This is a genomic window from Campylobacter sputorum, from assembly GCF_002220775.1.
Classification (GTDB): domain Bacteria; phylum Campylobacterota; class Campylobacteria; order Campylobacterales; family Campylobacteraceae; genus Campylobacter_F; species Campylobacter_F bovis.
The window spans coordinates 990785-1009498 of the sequence record NZ_CP019685.1 but is presented as its reverse complement, the minus strand read 5'-3'; the positions used below and the strand labels follow the sequence as shown (position 1 = coordinate 1009498).

13 protein-coding genes and 3 pseudogenes are annotated in these 18714 nt (G+C 27.9%); 4 read left to right on the top strand and 12 right to left on the bottom strand.

The genetic code is table 11. The features are described from left to right. Positions 1-65: 65 nt before the first annotated feature. The 12 genes and pseudogenes from CSPB_RS09110 to CSPB_RS04900 form a co-directional block, all read right to left on the bottom strand. Positions 66-467: pseudogene (locus CSPB_RS09110) on the bottom strand (methyl-accepting chemotaxis protein); the annotation flags it as partial. Positions 468-1487: 1020 nt separating this feature from the next. After that, a pseudogene (locus tag CSPB_RS09105) lies at positions 1488-1895 on the bottom strand (PDC sensor domain-containing protein); the annotation flags it as partial. A gap of 268 nt (positions 1896-2163) precedes the next feature. Then, positions 2164-2256 (bottom strand): annotated as a pseudogene (locus CSPB_RS08830) (hypothetical protein); the annotation flags it as partial. Positions 2257-2409: 153 nt separating this feature from the next. Continuing rightward, a complete protein-coding gene (gene ruvX, locus CSPB_RS04940; protein WP_089193396.1) occupies positions 2410-2790 on the bottom strand; it encodes a Holliday junction resolvase RuvX in 381 nt (126 codons plus the stop codon). Next, positions 2787-3557, bottom strand: coding sequence for a DNA-processing protein DprA (gene dprA, locus CSPB_RS04935; RefSeq protein WP_089193395.1), 771 nt, complete (start codon positions 3555-3557; stop codon positions 2787-2789). Before dprA ends, ruvX begins: the two co-directional genes overlap by 4 nt. Next, the gene (locus CSPB_RS04930; protein ID WP_089193394.1) at positions 3541-4698 is read right to left on the bottom strand and encodes a divergent polysaccharide deacetylase family protein; all 1158 of its coding nucleotides are present in this window, start codon (positions 4696-4698) and stop codon (positions 3541-3543) included. The genes dprA and CSPB_RS04930 overlap by 17 nt, the downstream gene beginning before the upstream one ends. A gap of 40 nt (positions 4699-4738) precedes the next feature. Then, positions 4739-5761 carry a ketol-acid reductoisomerase gene (gene ilvC, locus CSPB_RS04925; RefSeq protein ID WP_089193393.1) on the bottom strand — a complete coding sequence of 341 codons (1023 nt, stop codon included), beginning with the start codon at positions 5759-5761 and terminating at the stop codon, positions 4739-4741. Positions 5762-5826: 65 nt separating this feature from the next. Further along, the gene (locus tag CSPB_RS04920) at positions 5827-6924 is read right to left on the bottom strand and encodes a CinA family protein (protein WP_089193392.1); all 1098 of its coding nucleotides are present in this window, start codon (positions 6922-6924) and stop codon (positions 5827-5829) included. A 2-nt stretch (positions 6925-6926) separates the two neighbouring features. After that, on the bottom strand, positions 6927-9962 hold the full coding sequence (locus CSPB_RS04915) for an ATP-binding protein (RefSeq protein ID WP_089193391.1): 3036 nt from the start codon (positions 9960-9962) through the stop codon (positions 6927-6929). Positions 9963-10068: 106 nt separating this feature from the next. Beyond that, positions 10069-11463: a cation:dicarboxylate symporter family transporter gene (locus CSPB_RS04910; protein WP_089193390.1), complete on the bottom strand. Its 1395-nt coding sequence runs from the start codon at positions 11461-11463 to the stop codon at positions 10069-10071. Between the two features lie 115 nt (positions 11464-11578). After that, positions 11579-13378 carry an excinuclease ABC subunit UvrC gene (gene uvrC, locus CSPB_RS04905; protein ID WP_089193389.1) on the bottom strand — a complete coding sequence of 600 codons (1800 nt, stop codon included), beginning with the start codon at positions 13376-13378 and terminating at the stop codon, positions 11579-11581. Beyond that, complete coding sequence (locus CSPB_RS04900) at positions 13365-13811, bottom strand: hypothetical protein (protein ID WP_161492189.1); 447 nt, start codon at positions 13809-13811, stop codon at positions 13365-13367. Before CSPB_RS04900 ends, uvrC begins: the two co-directional genes overlap by 14 nt. Positions 13812-14030: 219 nt before the next feature. On the opposite strand from CSPB_RS04900, the gene guaA reads away from it, so the two are divergent. The 4 genes from guaA (at position 14031) to CSPB_RS08665 (ending at position 18603) form a co-directional block, all read left to right on the top strand. Continuing rightward, the gene (gene guaA, locus CSPB_RS04895; RefSeq protein ID WP_089193387.1) at positions 14031-15566 is read left to right on the top strand and encodes a glutamine-hydrolyzing GMP synthase; all 1536 of its coding nucleotides are present in this window, start codon (positions 14031-14033) and stop codon (positions 15564-15566) included. Between the two features lie 360 nt (positions 15567-15926). After that, positions 15927-16355 (top strand): MarR family winged helix-turn-helix transcriptional regulator, encoded by a 429-nt coding sequence (locus CSPB_RS04890; RefSeq protein ID WP_089193386.1) that lies wholly within the window; start codon positions 15927-15929, stop codon positions 16353-16355. Continuing rightward, on the top strand, positions 16348-17361 hold the full coding sequence (locus CSPB_RS08670; protein ID WP_201260245.1) for an excinuclease ABC subunit UvrA: 1014 nt from the start codon (positions 16348-16350) through the stop codon (positions 17359-17361). Before CSPB_RS04890 ends, CSPB_RS08670 begins: the two co-directional genes overlap by 8 nt. A gap of 9 nt (positions 17362-17370) precedes the next feature. After that, positions 17371-18603 (top strand): ATP-binding cassette domain-containing protein, encoded by a 1233-nt coding sequence (locus CSPB_RS08665; protein WP_201260244.1) that lies wholly within the window; start codon positions 17371-17373, stop codon positions 18601-18603. Positions 18604-18714: the final 111 nt, after the last annotated feature.

The window sequence follows — 18714 nt, the reverse complement described above, 5'->3', positions numbered from 1 at the left end:
ATTTTAATAGTTTACTTCTAGATGCTTTAAGCATCTAGAAAATTTATATATTAAGGGGGATTAATTTAAAACCTATTATTCCTTACACTCTCAACTATATCTTTAGACATAGTATCAAGTTCTTTTGTAATGCTGTTTGTATTGTTTGCAATATTAACATTTTCTTTTGTTAAAGCATCTACATCAGCTACAGAGTTATTTATCATAGATATTGCTTCAGTTTGTTCTCTAATGCTTTCACTCATCTCATTTATTGATTGAGTTAAAACATTTACATTAGCTTCTATCTCAGTTAAAGATTTACCTGTTTTTTCAGCAAGTTTTCTAACTTCATCAGCAACAACTGCAAATCCTCTTCCTGCTTCTCCAGCTCTTGCTGCTTCTATAGCAGCATTAAGTGCTAGAAGATTAGTTTGTTCTGATATATCTTTTATAATAGTTATAACATTTTTAATCTCTTCACTTTGAGCTATAACTTCTGTTGTTTTTTGATTAATTGAGTTCATTGAGCTAGACATCTCTTCAACTGCAGCTGCACTTTCTTCAAGTGAACTAGCTTGTTTTTTAGCTGAAGCTGTTATTTGATCTACTGCTTTAGATAATAGATCTGATTTTTGTTGTAAGCTCTCTGCTTGAGATAGATTTTGTTTAAGCATATTTGATATTTCAATGCCTAAAGTATTTATACCTTGAGCAATAACACCTTTATCTTCTATAGAAGTTGTAAAGTCTTTGTTTTGGAAAGATTTTAATAAATTTAGTATATTATGTCCATTATCTGCTATAAGTGAGACTAATGTTGTTTGTAACTCTTTAAATGCTTCTTTTAGATTATTAAGTGCTGGATTTGAAGAATTTGCTTCAAATGATACTAAGAAGTTACCTTCTTTTATCTCATCTACAAATGTATTAGCTTGTTTTATAAATACTTCTTCATCAGATAAATTCTTTTTAGTTTTTTCAATGTTTTCATTAATAGCTTTAGCCATAGCTCCAAATTCATCTTTTGTTTTTACATTTATTGTATTAGCATCTTTTGATTCATGATTTATAAATTTAAATACATTGTTTAGACCTGATTGGATTATAGAGATTGGTTTTAAAGCTCTTGTTATTATGAAAGTTAAGATAGATACTATAAGTATAATAAATATAGTTGAAGTTACACTTTGACTTTTAATTATATAACTTAGTGTGCTATCATAATCACTCATTGAGTTTGCTGAACAAATAAGCCAGTTAGCAGCTTCGTATTTTTCGCAAGCACCAACTTTATGATCTCCCATAAAGTCATATTCAAAAGGTTTGTTTCCAAATTCTTTAAATTTACTTGTAAATGTATTAAAAGCATCTACGGCATCTTTTGAATTCGACATTACAAATTCTTTATTTGGATGTGCTAATATTTGATTGGAATTTAAATCCATTATATTTACTAGGGATGTTTTTGTAGGTTTTAAACTATTTGCTGCATTAGACAATATTTCTGTATGTATATCTGTTCCTACAGCACCAACTACTTTTCCATCTACAACAATTGCTCTTGCAAGACTAACAACAATTTTGTTATTCTCTATATATATCTTTGAAACATATGCTCTAGAAGTATCACTAGATGCGCCTTTATACCAATCTGTATTTCTAGCATCATAATTTATCTGTTTACCATGTATTTCGAATTTTGTAGTTCCATCACCATTAAAAATTATACTATAAACCTCTCCAGTATCTGCAAAGCCAACATAAAATTCTTGAAAATCAAGTACAGGACCTATACTTTCTAATCTAGACCTAATAGCATCCTTATCATCTAAAAGATAAGGATTTGCTCCTAAATACTTGGCAAAATTATTTATAGCAAAAACGCGTGTTTTAATATATTGTTCAACATACATTTCTACTGATTTAGTTATAGTTTTTTTATTGCTCATAGATTCGCTTAAAACAACATTTTTAGTCGAATTATAGTTTATAAAAGAAAAAACTGTAAAAGAAACGGCTAACAAAAAAAGAATAATAAGCGAAACCTTGCTTGAAACTTTACTCAACATAAAAATACTCCTTATAAATTAATAATTTTTTAGTTAGTAATTTTAAATGATAAATTATATCACTCCCCCCCCCCGTTGTCAAGGGCGATGTTATAAAAATAAAATTATATTTTTATTCTACTGTAACGCTTTTTGCTAAATTTCTTGGCATATCAACATCATTTCCAAGTCTTATTGAAATTTGAAGAGCTAAAATTTGTAATATTATTAATAAAATTTAAAATTTTTTTTATTAACTTTTGTTTTTTAAATTTAGAAAATTTTTATTTAAAAATTTAAACCAGCTAAAATACTTAATAATCCTAAAATATAGGCAAAAAGTCTTTGTTATGTCTTTAGTATGTTACAATTATTAAATTTAACTTTTAATATATCTTTTAAGTATTATCATTGCACTCAAACTATCTAGTTTTCCATCTTTTTTCTTGTGGTTTATTACTGCAAAATCGCTAGCCTCTTTGCTTGAAAAACTCTCATCTATAAAAATTATCTCTCCACTAAAATTTATTAAATTTACAAAGTGTTTTATGCGTCTAGTCATCTCATCTTCACTACTTCCGCCAAGTGGGATACCAACAACAAGTTTTTTTGCTTTATAATCTTGTAGTAACTGACTTATTTCTTTTGAAGCTTGATTGCGATTTTTGCGTATAATTGCATTTAGCGGCAAAACTACTCCATTTTCATAAGATATGGCAACTCCTATTCTTTTTAAACCAACATCTATAGCCACTATCATTTTACACTCACGCTAAAGCCATTTATGCTGATTTTGCCAAGTAGTTCGTATTCGTAAATTTTGCTTCCAAATTTATTTAAGCACTCTGTTAAATTTGAATTATTTTTTATAAAATCCAACACTTCGTCTTTTTGTAAATTTTCTTTTAATTTACCGCCAAATTTCTCGCCAAGTTCGTCAAAATCATCTAAAAGTGTCGCATCTTTTTGTTTTAGTAGTAAATTTGTACCCTTGCTTTCATCTATCCTTTGAGGAAAAGCAAATATAGGAATTCCTAAATTTTTGGCTATTTTAGCACTTGAAAGTGAGCCGCTGTTTAAATCAGCTTGTGCTATAACAATTGCTTCACAAAGTCCTACAACTATGCGATTTCTTTGTAAAAAACGATGTTTAAATGGCGGCTCATCTGGTTCATACTCGCTTAAAACAAGTGAGCTTTCATACATTTGATTTATTAAATTCGAATTTGTTTTTGGATAAATTATATTTAAACCATTTGCAAAAACTGCTATGGTGTTTGGAAAAGCGGCTTTGTGTGCTGTTATATCACATCCAATAGCCCCACCACTTACTACGCAAATGCCATATTTTTTAAGATTTAAGCATAAATTTGATATCAAATTTTTAGTATAAAATGATATTTTTCTAGAGCCAACTACTGCAATTTTTGGCATTTGTAACAAATCAGTATTGCCTTTATAGTATAGCATTTTAGGCGGATTTTTTAGTCTTAAAAGATCTTGCGGGATTTTATCTAATATAGCCATAAATTTCCTTATATAGTCTATCTACATACACAATTTCTACATCTTTTAACATATTTATGTTTTTATTTATGGTTTTTAGCGTTATATCGTGTGGATGACCTATAGCTATGGCATAACCTCTTTTTTTTGCTATATTTATAGCATCTTTGAGTTGCGTTTTTATCTCTATTTCAGAGTGAATATTATCTAAAAAAACATCCCTAGATAGATATGGCATATTGTATTTTTTGGCTAAATCTTTAACTTTACTTTTTGCTATTGTTTTGCTATCAAGAAGTACAATATCTTGGGATTTTAAAATGCTCATAAGTTTATCTAAAGCTTGAATGTTTGATGTAAATTCGCTTCCGGTATGGTTATTTATAAATTTAAGCTTTGGAAAATCTTTTTTTATCTTTTTTATCCTTTTTAACATCAAGTCTTTGCTATCTGTTATATGCATAGTGTTTGGCTCTTCATTTTTATAATTAATCGCACTCATTGGTAGATGAATCATATAAAAACTAAATTTATTTGCAATTTGAGCTGTATTTGGAGTATTTGTTGATACTGGAAATATAGATGGAGTAATTTTTAATTTTATTTTTTTGATAAGCTCTGCTTGTGTAAAAGTTGAAACATCGTCTATTATAATTGCAAGAAGTGGTTTTTTGCCTCTTCTATCCAGCGTTTTTGCCGTTGTATCATAAATTGCTTTTTGTGATTTCTTTTCTAAATCTTCATCTTCGTATTTTTTTGGACTATCTATAATGCTAATTTGTTTTGATATATTTTTATCTATTGTGTTGTTTTCATCTTTTATTTGTGTGCTTTGATTTGCATCTAAAAGTTTAAAAAATTCACTTAAATTTTGCTCTGCTAACTCTTGTTCTTGGATTTTTTGAGATGGTATGTTTGTTTGGTATTTTGAATAATTAGTGTTTTGTTGAGTGTGTTTTTGTTTTACTAAAACTTCTTTTTTCTCATAAATAATTTGATCTGTTTTTGAATTAGTTTGATTGTTTGAAGTTAAAATTTGTTGAGTAGTTGTTAGATTTTTATCTTCAATATTTTTTTGTGAATTTATTGCTATACCATAAATGGTTGCAAAAAAAACCAATATTATAAAAATGCAAAAAATATACCATTTAAAAGCGTGCATTTTAACACGCTTTTTTGAAGATTTTTTTTTATTCAAAGTATTAGTTTTTAGATTGATCTATTAATTTACCGTTTTTTATCCAAGGCATCATAGATCTAAGTTTTTCACCTGTTTTATTTAAAAGAGAACTTTGAGATATCTTTCTTTCGGCGTTCATTCTTGTATAGCCTGCTTTTTTCTCTAAGATAAAATCTTTGGCAAATTTGCCATTTTGTATCTCTTTTAAAATTTCTTTCATAGCTTTTTTGCTCTCTTCGTTTATAACTCTTGGACCACTTACATAATCACCGTATTCAGCGGTATTTGATATAGAATATCTCATATCAGCCATTCCGCCTTGATATATCAAATCAACTATAAGTTTCATTTCATGCAAGCATTCAAAATATGCCATTTCTGGTTCGTATCCAGCTTCAACAAGAGTTTCAAAACCTGCATTTATAAGAGAACAAAGTCCTCCGCATAAAACAGCTTGTTCTCCAAAAAGATCAGTTTCTGTTTCGTCTTTAAAAGTTGTTTCTATTATCCCGCTTCTTCCACCACCTATAGCACAAGCATAGCTTAATGCTAGCTCTCTTGCTTTGCCAGATGCATTTTGTTCAACTGCTATAAGATCTGGAATTCCGCCACCTTTTAGAAATTCACTTCTTACGGTGTGCCCAGGTGCTTTAGGTGCTATCATTATACAATCAATTCCATCTGGTGCTTTTATTTGACCAAAATGAACATTAAATCCATGAGCAAATGCTATGGCACTTCCTTGTTTTAAATTTGGTTTTATCTCTTTTTCAAAAATTTCGCTTTGATGTTCATCTGGTGTTAGTATCATGATAATATCAGCTTCTTTTGTAGCCTCGCTAACGCTTAAAACTTTAAAACCTTTTGCTTCAGCTTTTGCCCAACTGTTTCCATCTTTTTTAAGTCCAACGATAACCTCTACGCCACTATCTCTAAGGTTTTCAGCGTGTGCATGACCTTGTGAGCCAAAGCCTATCATTGCAACTTTTTTGCTTCTTATAAGGGATAAATCACAATCTTTATCATAAAATACATTTACAGCCATATGAAATCCTTTTTTAAAAAATTAAAGTTTAATTATAGTTAAATCTAGTTAATAAACTACTGAATTTACTCTTCAAAAAATATATCACTTCTTAGTCTTATTAATGATAAAAAGCCTAGCGTTGCGCTTTGTTCTCTTATGTAGTTTCTATTGCCTTTTAGAAAAAATCTTTCTACCATCATATTTCCATCTTTTGAACCAGATCCTATAAATACAGTTCCAACCGGTTTTTCTTTACTTCCGCCATCTGGACCTGCTATACCGCTAATTGCTATGGCAAAATCAGCGCCACTTGCTACTAAAGTCCCTTTTATCATCTCTTCGACACACTGAGAACTAACAGCACCGTAAGTTTGAAGAGTTGTATCTCTAACTCCAAGCCAAGAGGATTTTATCTCATTTGCATAAGTTACCAAAGAGCCATCAAATGCAGATGATACACCACTATAAGATCCAAATTTAGCAGCAAGTAATCCACAAGAACAACTTTCTGCAAATGTTATTTTCAACCCTTTTTTTATAAGCGTATTTGCGATGTGTTTTATCGGATCTTTTTGGAGAATTATCTTTTGTGAAAAAAGGTTTTTAGCACTTTGCAAAAAGCCATCTATTTGACCAAATTTATTTTCTACTGCTTTAACTATAGTCCAGTTTGCAACCATTTGACTTAAATTTATATTTATATCATATGTTTTTGCTAATGGTTCAAGTAATATTTTAGCACTTTCACTATCTAAATCAAATATTGAAAAATAAGCAAAATTTCTTTCAAATTTACTCAAAAATGGAGGCAAATCTTGAGTTGGATTTGCATTTATTAAATTTACTTCTGCGTTATTTATCTTTAAAACAAAGCTTCCGTTTGAAAATTTACTAACTTTGCTTGGAACTAGCATCTCATCTTTTAACTCTAAAATATCACTTGTAAGGGTTGCAAGGACTTTGCTTGCGATATGGTAGTTATCGTCTGTTGTAAAAATGGTTAGTATATCATAAGCAAAAGTGTAATGTTCTATGTTAAAAGGTAGATTTTTGTCATTTTTATTTATATAATTTATGACGCCTTTTTCTCCAAAATAATCTTCGTATTTCTCATATATATATGTTAAAAACGAACTATTTAGTATGATATCTTCACCAATAATTAAAATTCCATGTTGCATAATTAACCTTTCGCTAAATTTCTAATTATCATTAAAATTTGATTTAGTTCAGTGTCGTTATAAATTATATTATCAAAGTAGTTTTTATGTTTTTCTAAAATGCTTTTTTTATTATCTATCATCAATACCGTTTTTATGCGAGTATTTGCGTTTTCGTCTGGATTTAATAGTAATTTTTCTATATCGTCTAAATTTAATTTTGGTAAATTTATATCTATGATTAATACATCATAAGAAATTTCTTTTATCAATTTTTTAAATGTATCTAAACTTGTAGCGACATCTATATTTTCAAAAAATTCTTGGAATTTATTTTTCATCAAATTATTATCAAGAATAGATTTTTTAACTATCAAAATATCTTTTTTATTTACATTAGTGCTTTTTGTATAATGAGTGGCAATATTTTGTCTTAACTGCATATTTGGTATGATTTTATGTTGCGGTATGAGTTTGTTTAATAATCTTGAAAGAGTGTTGATTTTTAATGGTTGAGATATTAAATCATCAAAGCCATTGCCATAAATGCTTTCATCATTTCTTTTTATGATATTATCTGTAATTGCTATGATTGGAGAGTGATTTATAGCATTTTCTTTTTCAAATTCTATGATACTTTTTATGCCATGTTCATCTATTTGCATAGTAGGATCTAGTTGTATAAAAATTACTTCATAAGATAGTTGAGTATATTCAGAAATAAGTTCTTTTATGGATGTAACTATGGTAGTTTGTATATACAAATAAGATAACATATATTTTATAAGTTTTTGCATAGTAACATCAGTTGTCAAAACTAAAGCTTTTGCGTTAAATTTATCATCTATTTTTTCTATTTTATTGCTTATAATGTAGTTTGGATTTGATTTTTTAACGGACATTATGTTTTGTAATGTTTTATCTATATAAGTTAATTTTATAGGTTCATCTATGTAGAAAATATTTTGATTCATATCTTCTTCTTTTATAGAGTTTAAAATATAGTAATTTGCACTAATGATTATAGGTTTATTAAATTTTATTTTTAATTCCATATAATCATCAAAACGAATAAAGATAATATCAAAATCAAAATATTGTGGCTTGAGTTTTTCTACATTAGAGAAAAACTCGCAATCAACTCCAAGACTGCGTAAATAAATTTCTAAAATTTTATTAAATTCTTCACTTTTTGATTCTATAACTGCTATTTTTAAGCTATATTGATTTAACGGTACATTTATATTGGTATCTTTTAAATTTATGATAAAATCAAATGTATTTCCAGTTTTTGAGTTATTTTTAAATATAAGCTCCCCGCCTAGTAAATTGGCTAATTTTTTAGATATACCAAGTCCTAAATTTAAATATTTTTTTTCATATTCCTCTTTGTTTATTGAGGTTTCTATAAAAATTTGATCAATTTTTTCTATATTTATATTTTCTCCATTGTCTTCAACGCTAAATTTTATTTTAACTTCGTTTTTAACATTATAATCCATTTTTATTACGCGTAAGATTACTTTCCCGCCATCGTGTGTAAATTTAATGGCATTATCTAGTAGGTTTATCAAAATTTCTTTTATTTTTACTAAATCGCCATTTATGTAGCTTGAAAGTTTTGGGTCTATGAAAACATAAAATTCGATATTTTTATCTGAGGCTAAAAGCACAAAAATTTGTGCAGTGTTTTCAAATTCTTTTATTGGTAGAAAATCTATATTTTGAAGTAAAACTTGATTGTTTTCTATATTTTTGGTCTCTTTTATATTTTTTGCTATTTGAAAAATATTTTTTGCATTTTCTTTTATGTTTTTGGTTATGACATTTTTATATCTTTTTTCCATCAAATCAATATAGCTAATTATGCCTTGTAATGGAGCTTGTATCTCATGAGCGATATTTACTAGAAGATCTGTTTTTATTTGATTTGCTTTTTTAAGAGAGCTTATAGAGTAAGCCATATTTTTTATGGATTTATCTATGTTTAAAAACGCATCTTGTATGTTTTTCTTAGAATTAAATTTAAAATGTATTTTTTCATCCAAGTAGCCTTTTTGTTTTAGTGTATCAAGCGTATATCTGAAATATTTTACAATTTGATTTCGTCTGTTAAGATTGATTATCAGTTCTATAAAAAATACACCGCATAGCATGAGTATAAGAATATAAATTTTAATGTCATTTTTAAGAAATTCTTCGTATTGTTGAAATTTTGTTGATATATTTTGATAAGCTATGTCGTTATATTGATATAATATAGATAATTTATCGTCAGTTTTTTCAGTCCATTTTCTATATGGCGTGTTAAATATTCCATTTTGAGATTCAAATAATATATTTAGTTTTAATTCAGAACATATTTGAAACAAATCATTTAGTTCATCATTTGGATCTATATTTAGCATTTGTGCTTTTGAATTAGTTGACATTAGTATAAATGGATTTACATTTGTATTTGCATAAGCTATTTCTAGCCAAAATTGTTTTTGATTTTTTGATATTGGTGTGTTTGTAATCAAAATGCTATTTATATAGTCTCTTTGCAGGTTTGTCGTGGTAATAATATCTTGAGAAAATATAATGTAATTTATAAATAAATTTATATCTAGTGGAGCATTATAGTTTAAAAGAGTTGTAAGCTTTTCTAAAATTACTTTGTTTAAATATCTGTATATTTCTAGATAAGGTGCGTATAAATGCTCAAAATTATCTAGTTTTGGATTTTGTCTTATTTTGCTCGTTTTTGTTAAAAATATATTTATATTTTCGCTTAAATTTTCTCCATAAGCGTATTGTATAAACCTATTTGTTTTTTGTATTTGATTTGTAAAAATTTCTACATTAAAGCTATTTGTTTTATCTAGGGTTAAGACGCCAATTTGAGCTTCTTTTTCTATGGCTGTTTTTAATTGTTTTAATATAGAGTACTCTTTTAGAGTTGTTTTCATTTCATTGTTTTGTTCAAGTTTTTCATATGTATTGTATATGAAATATAAAAAAATAATTATTAAAGCAAGTAATGGTATGCTAGTTACAATTTTAAATGTATTTTTCATGCTAAATAAATTTATCCTTTAAATTTATATTAAAGCATATTCTACCAAAAATTATCAAAAACTCTTTTTAATTTATCAGGTAAATATTTACCTGATAAATGTATTTTTATGAATTATAAACATCCTTGCTTAATGTTTTTAGTACTTTGTCTGTTGCTATACTAGCAGTCATTCCGCCAGATACATTTGTGGCTGTTCTTGCCATATCAATGATTGGATCAATTGCTAAAATAGTTGCAAGAAGTGCGAAATTGTTTTCTAAACCAAGACCTGTTATAACAACAGATAGTGCCATTATGGCAATTCCTGGAATTCCTGCTATACCAAATGAAGCTATTACGCTTAATATAACTATCATGGCAATGTATTCAAAAGTTATACTTACTCCAAGTGCGTTTAGCAAAAACACAGCAGCACTTCCAGTATAAAAACCAGCACATCCATTCATTCCAATCGTTGTTGAGATACTTGCTACAAAAGATGCATTGCTTGAACTTACGCCAAATTTATTCGTAAGTGTTGATATGGTCATTGGAAGTGTTCCAGATGAACTTCTTGATGTGAAAGCCATTATTAGCGTTGGTAAGGCTTTTTGAAAATATTTTATAGGGTTTAAGCCATTTATTAAAAGAACAATAGCGTGCATACTAAGTGTTAAAATAGCTGCTACATAGCATAAAACAATATAATCAAGTGCAGAAATAATCGCATCAAACCCATTTTCTAAAAATGTATTTGCTATCATTACAACAACTACATAAGGTAAAAACGATATGACTTTTTTGGTTATTTGCATAATGATTTTATAAATAAAATCTATCAAATTTCTAAGTATTTCGAAATTTTTTATATCTTCATTTTTTGCTATCATATTTGCACCAAATGCGATAAACAAAGAAAATATAACCACGCCAAGAACATTTGTATTTGCCATAGCTGAAATTATATTGTTTGGTATAAAGTCCAGTATAACTTCATTTATAGGCTTAACTTCTTTTATAATTTTTGTAGTAGTTTGATTTATAGTTCCAGAGCCTACTTGCATAACAATAGCCAAAGTTATTCCTATGAGCGAAGCAATGGCTGTTGTTATCATTAGATAAGAAAAAGATATACCAAAAATATTTTTAAATTTTACATTTTGATCTAAATTTATAATAACTCTTATAATGCCAAAAAATATTATAGGAATGATTAAGAGCTTTAAAAAGCTTATAAACATAACTATTATAAATTTAAACCACACATAAATTTCATAAAGAGGTCTTAGATTAGTGGAATCTTTTAATGATAATATATTTTGATGTGGAAAATTTGCTAAATATAAGCATAAATATCCAAGTAAAATGCCAAAAATTAAAGATAGAGCCATAATCTTACCGTTACTTACCCCTACATTTTTCAACACTTTTAACAGATAAAATATCAATGCTAAAGCAAAAAGCCCAAGTAGTGTGTAAATGCTAGATATGTTAAAAAAATTAACAAAAAAACTATACATAAAAGTCCTTTTAAATTTGAAATTTAAAATATATAATAATAATATATTAAATATTTTAAAAAAGTTATTATACAATATTTTTGATATTATAGCAATACTTTTAAATATATTAATATTATATATTTTTAATTTTATTAGCTACTTTAATATTTGTAAGGGATTTTATATCTTCAAAATTAGCTTCATATATTTTATCAAATGAGCCATAATAGTTTAAAAGTTTTTTGATACTTCCATCGCTTATTCCAAGATTTTTCATCTTTGAACTATTTAAATCCATTTTTCTTTTTGTTTTTTGATGAAATGAAATGGCAAACCTATGAGCCTCATCGCGTAGTTTTTGAATGAATTGCAAAATTTTATTATTTGTTTCAAATTTAAAAACTCCGTTTTTTGTGTAAATTTTGTCTTTTGCATTTCCTTTTGCGCGGTAAGCTTTAGCGTCTATTTTTTCTTTTGAAATGGCAATCACATCTACATTTGCACCGCTACTTTGGATTATCAAACTAGCTAAATCAAGCAAGGCTTGTCCGCCATCTATTATCCATAGATCTGGCGGGTTTAGTTTGTCAAATCTTTTAGCTCTTAGTGTTAAAAACTCATTCATTTGATCATAATCATTTTTGCTTTGCAAATGTGCGTGTCGATAAGCGTCTTTTAGAAAATGATCTAATTCAAAACTTACCATTGAACCAACATTTGCAACACCTTGCATATGTGAGTTATCAAAAATTTCTATCCTAAAAGGAGTATTGTTTAAATCAAAAGTTTGTTTTATGTCGTTTAAAAGCTTATAATTACTATTTTTCAAATGTTTTTGAATTTGTAAATCGCAGTTTTTATACGCAATGTCACAAATTTTTCTTTTTTCACCTATTTTTGGAGTTTGGATCTTAAATTTAACCATATGTCTTTTGCTTAAAATTTCAGATACTAACTCTTTATCTTCAAAATTCTCATATGTGTAAATTTTAGTAGAGTTTATAGGGCTTTCTTTAGGATAAGCTTCTATTATAATTTGTTTATAAAGCTCATTTATCTCATTAATACTTGCATTTTCAACCATTGAAATAATATGTCTTGAGTTGCTTATTTTGCCATTTCTTATATTAAATATTACAGAGCAAACTATATTTTTATCAGCTTTTATGGCAATTACATCGAAGTCTTCTAATTTAGCCAAATCAACTTCTACTTTTATTTGCATATCTTTTATAGTTTCGATTTGATCGCGCATTATAGCTGCTTCTTCGTAGTTTTCGTTATTTGCATAATTTATCATTAAATTTTGTAAAAACGGCACAAGAGACGCTGTATTTTGCATATCTTTTATAGCATCATCTACTATTTTGGAGTATTGTTCTTGCGAAATTTTATTTTCACAAGGTGCATGGCAACGCTTTATTTGATAAAAAAGACAAGCTTTTTTACCTTTTATGCACGATTTTTTTTGAACAAGTGGAAATTTAAGATATAAAGCATTTAAAATTTCTTTGCTACCTTTAAAATATGGACCAAAATATTTTATATTTTTACCTTTTATAACTTTTCTTGTTATTTCAAAACGCGGAAAATCCAAGCTTAAATCTATGTAAATATAAGGATATGTTTTATCATCTCTTAGTAAAATGTTGTATTTTGGCTTAAGTTGTTTTATAAACGAGTTTTCTAATATCAGTGCGTCGCTTTCAGAATCTGTTATGATGTATTCTAAATGCACACTTTGGCTTATCATGCGGGCTATACGCGTGCTAAGGCGTGGATTTGGCGATAGAATAGGGCTAAAACTAAAATAACTTCTTACTCTATTTTTTAAATTTTTTGCTTTACCCACATAAAGAAGTTTCCCATCTTTATCAAAATACTCATAAACACCCGGATTTTTAGGAAGGGATAAGATATCATCGATTAGCATTTTTTAGCTCTTCTTTAATGTTTTCATAAATTTTGTGTAGTTCTTGTGATGTGGCTAAATTTTCAAATTCACCACAAGATAAATGTGAGTAATCTTTTTTTATTTTTATGATTTTTTCTTCTTTTTTTGGTTTTTTTATGATGATTTCTATATTTTTAATATTTACTAAAGTGCTGTTTTTGTTTATTTCGCAGTATTTTTTTAATAAGTTTTTTATTTGATTTATACTACTATCACTATTTAATTCTTGCTTAAATGCAGGATGTAAAACAACTATATACATAATTTCATCTTTGCAAAATGTGTTGTTTATAATGCTATTTTTGGATTTTCCAAGAAGAGATATAAACTCTTTTGCTTCTTTGAATTTTTTTAATTTGTTGTAAGAAGGAGTGTTTGACATATGAGTAATAATTTCTTTAACGCTTTTCATAAGGTTATTTTATCATTTTTTTTATTAATTTTATTTGCAGCTTGCGGTTATAAAGCACCACCTTTTTATTCTGCAGATTCTGACAGTGATGTAAATAAAACTAATGAAAACTTTATATCAAATCACGATACGATAACAAAATAAAATATAAAGATAAATAAGTTTAAATTTGATACAATTGTGCTTGATTAAATTTAGATTAAACAAATAGGAATTTTTATGAAAACAGCAGATATTATAGTCTTAGACTTTGGTTCGCAATATACTCAGCTCATTGCCAGAAGATTGCGTGAAAATGGTGTATATGCAGAACTTTTGCCATTTAATGCAAGTATTAGTGATATAAAAGCAAAGTCACCAAAAGGTATTATTTTAAGCGGAGGACCGGCTAGTGTTTATGCTAGTGATGCTTATTTTTGTGATGATGAGGTATTTTCTTTGGGTTTGCCAATTTTAGGAATTTGTTATGGAATGCAACTTATCGCTCATAAATTTGGTGCAAGTGTGGTTGCTGCGTCACATAAAGAGTATGGTAAGGCAAATTTAAAATTTAAACAAGATCATGATTTATTTAAGCAAACAGATGATGGGCAAATAGTATGGATGAGTCATTCTGATAAGGTTGAAAATTTACCAGATGGATTTGAAACTATAGCGACTAGCGATAATTCTCCATTTTGTGCATTTGGAAATGAAAAAGAGAGAATTTATGCTCTGCAATTTCACCCAGAAGTAGCACATTCGCAGTTTGGTGATAAAATTTTAAAGAATTTTGCAAAATACATTTGTGGATGCGAAAGCACTTGGAATATGGGAAGTTTTGCTAAAACTCAGTGTGAAGCAATAAAAGCAAAAATTGGAAATGATAAAGTTTTATGTGCTGTTAGTGGTGGAGTTGATAGTTCCGTAGTTGCTGCACTTCTTGCTCATGCTGTGCCTCAAAATTTGATTGTTGTTTTTGTTGATAATGGACTTTTAAGAACAGATGAAGCAAAGCAAGTAGAGGCCACATTTAAACTAAAATTGGGCGTTGATCTTATAAGTATAGACGCAAGTAAGTTGTTTTTAGAAAGATTAGAAGGTGTGAGCGATCCAGAGCAAAAAAGAAAGATAATAGGTAATACTTTTATAGAAGTTTTTGATAAAGAAGCAAAAAAACATGAAAATGTAAAATATCTCGCTCAAGGCACGCTTTATACGGATATCATTGAAAGTAGTGTAGTTGGATCTAGTAAAACTATAAAATCTCATCATAATGTTGGCGGTCTTCCAAAGGATATGAACTTTGAGTTAATTGAGCCATTAAGAGAGATTTTTAAAGATGAAGTTAGAAAACTTGGAATAGAGCTTGGCTTAAGCCCAGATTTAGTTTATCGCCATCCTTTCCCAGGTCCTGGTCTTGCAATACGCATAATGGGTGATGTTACAAAAGATAGGTTGGAGCTTCTAAGAAAAGCAGATGTAATCTTGCGAGATGAACTTAAATCAAGTGGTTGGTATAATAAAACTTGGCAAGCATTTTGTGTGCTTTTAAATGTAAATTCAGTTGGAGTTATGGGCGATAATAGAACTTATGAAAATGCAGTTTGCATTAGAGTTGTTGATGCAAGTGATGGTATGACTGCAAGTTTTTCAAGGCTACCTTATGATTTATTAGAAAATATAAGTCGTAGAATTATAAATGAAGTTGATGGAATTAACCGCGTAGTATATGATATTTCAAGCAAACCACCTGCAACAATTGAGTGGGAGTAGTAAAATAGACTTTAGGGCCTTATAAGAGAGTGTTGTGTTTGCTATAAAAATTAAAAAAAGAATGATTTGATTGATTATTGAGTAAATTTTGATTGATATTTTTAAATAATTGTATTTTTTAGAATTAAAGCTAAGAAGCAAAAGATTAGAGAATTAGTTAAAAATTCATAAAATTTACTCTTTTTTGGTTTGATGTATATTAATAAATACTACTTTGCAATATCTAATAAATGTATATAGCAAAAATTTTTAATAATAAATTATAACGTTAAATAAGATTATTTTAAACTTGCAAAGATTCTAAAATGATTTTTATTTTGATATAATTTCCATATAGAAATTATATTTAGGGGTTAACATATGGATTTAAAAAAATCTCTTATAGATTTGCAATGTGAAATGGTTGCTGAAAGAAATTTAGTAAATCCTAGACAAATTACTTGGTTGCAATATGATATTTTATATCAATTAAAAAACAATGGTAAAATTTTACCATCAAATTTAAGTATTTTACTTGGAATATCGCGAACTAAAATTTCAAAAGCATTAAAAGGATTGAAAGTTAAAGGATATATACAACAACTTCCAAATAAATTTGATGGAAGAGAATTATATACTTATATTACTAAAGAGGGTAAAAGTTTACTAGATGATATTTCGGCTAAACATACTGCACTTCATCAAACAGCATTAAAAATTTTTTCTAAAGAAGAGCAAGAAGCGTTTGCTTATTTATCAAATAAACTATCAGGCAAATTGCGTATGGCTAGGATAAAAACAGATGAATAATTTTATAGTTATAAAAAATGCAGCCACAAATAATCTCAAGCATATTTCAGTAAAAGTCCCAAAATATAAAATAATTGCAGTTACAGGTATTTCTGGATCTGGAAAATCGTCTTTTGTATTTGATACGATTGCAAGTGAATCACAAAGATTATTAAACGAAACTTATTCCACTTATATTCAAAATTTATTGCCTAAATATAAAAAACCTATAGTTGATTCAATTTCTAATCTTCCTGTCTCTTTGGTTATTAATCAAAAAAGATTGCAAGGTAATTCAAGGTCAACAGTAGGGACAGTTACGGGAATTTATTCTGATTTGAGACTTTTGTATTCAAGGATTGCTAAGCCTTTTATCGGTTATTCTATGAAGTATTCATTTAATAATTCTAAAGGGATGTGCAAAAACTGTCAAGGATTAGGAATTGTAAAGTCTATAGATGTCAAAAAGTTAATTGACTTTAATAAGTCATTAAATGATAGTGCAATAGAGTTTCCAACATTTCAAAATGGTGGTTGGAGATTAACAAGATACACGGAATCTGGTTTTTTTGATAGTGATAAGAAAATAATAGATTATACGAAAAATGAACTGGATTTACTTTTATATTCACCTGAAATCAAACCTAAAAATCCAACTAAGAATTGGCATAAAACGGCAAAATATCTTGGAGTAATTCCAAGAATTATGAATGCCTTTGTCAATGTAGAAAACACAAAATACAAAAAAGATTTAGAACGAGTTTTAACAACATTAGTATGTCCAAAATGTCACGGGGCTAGGTTAAGTGAAGAAGTTTTGAGTGCAAAAATACGAGATAAATCTATAGCGGATTGCTCGGATATGATGGTTAATGACTTATATCATTTTTTGGATAGTATTGATGATGAAAGTGCATCCATTATCATTCATGAATTAAAAACAAAATTGAGAAGTTTGTCTATTGTGGGATTAGATTATTTAAAATTAAATCAACCAACAAGCACTTTATCTGGTGGCGAATCTTAAAGAATTAAGATGGTTAAGTATTTAAATAGTTCTTTATCGGATGTGCTTTATATATTTGATGAACCAAGCGTAGGTCTTCATCCTCAAGATATTAAAGGTATTGCTAATATTTTTAAAGAAATAAAAAATAAGGGCAATACAGTTTTGTTTATTGATCATGATTTAGATATGATTAAGGTATGTGATGAAGTAATTAACTTTGGTGAAGGAGCAGGAATTCATGGAGGTAAAGTAACTTTTCAAGGTCCATTTGAAAATTTGTTAAGGTCAAATACGGTTACAGCTAAAGCATTTTTAAAAAAACATACTATAGTCCAAGAAAAGAAACAATTCTTAAAATATTATGAACTTGTCAATGTATCAAAGCATAATTTAAAAAATATCTCTGTAAAAATTCCTAAAAATGCCATCACATTAGTAACAGGGGTTGCAGGATCTGGAAAAAGCACATTAATAAGGGAAGTTTTTGTAAATAGCTATCCGAAGTCAACAATTTTAGATCAAAGTATGCCACAAGCTTCTAGTCGCTCCAATATTGCTACTTATTTAAAAATTTATGATGAAATTAAAAAAGTTTTTAGTAAAGAAAATCATGTTGATATATCACTTTTTTCTATGACTGGCAAAGGAGCTTGTCCTATATGTAAAGGAAAAGGTGTTGTAAAGCTTGACTTAGCTTATCTTGGAGATTTTGAAGAAATTTGCGAAAAATGCCAAGGAAAAAGATTTAATGATAAAGCGCTCTCATACATATATAGAGGTAAAAATATAAGCGAAATATTTGATCTAACTGCCCAAGAAGCAAAGGAGATGTTTTTTGATAATAAATTAATAAGACACACATTAGAATCTATTATTGAAGCCAATTTATACTATATAAAACTTGGACAAAACCTTGACTCATATTCTGGAGGGGAACTGCAAAGATTAAAGATAGCGCAAATGTTATTAAATCATACATCAGAAATTATTATCTTAGACGAACCTACAACGGGGTTACATGAATCTGACATTGACAATTTATTGATGCTTATTCGTGAATTAGTAAGAAAAGGAAATACTGTAATAATTATAGAGCATAATTTGTCTGTTATTGCTCAAGCAGACTGGATTATCGATCTTGGTCCAAAAGGAGGAAAGATGGGAGGAAATTTATTATTTCAAGGATATCCAATTGATTTTATCAAATGCCAAGATTCTTTTACTGCAAGACATTTAAGAAGATTTTTAAAAAAACAATAAAACTTGTATAAACTTGAAAATATTATTTAAGACTTAAAAAACAACATTTCATATCAAATTTTTTAAAAAATTTAATAAAGAATATGTTAAGTTTGGATATATTTAATTGAC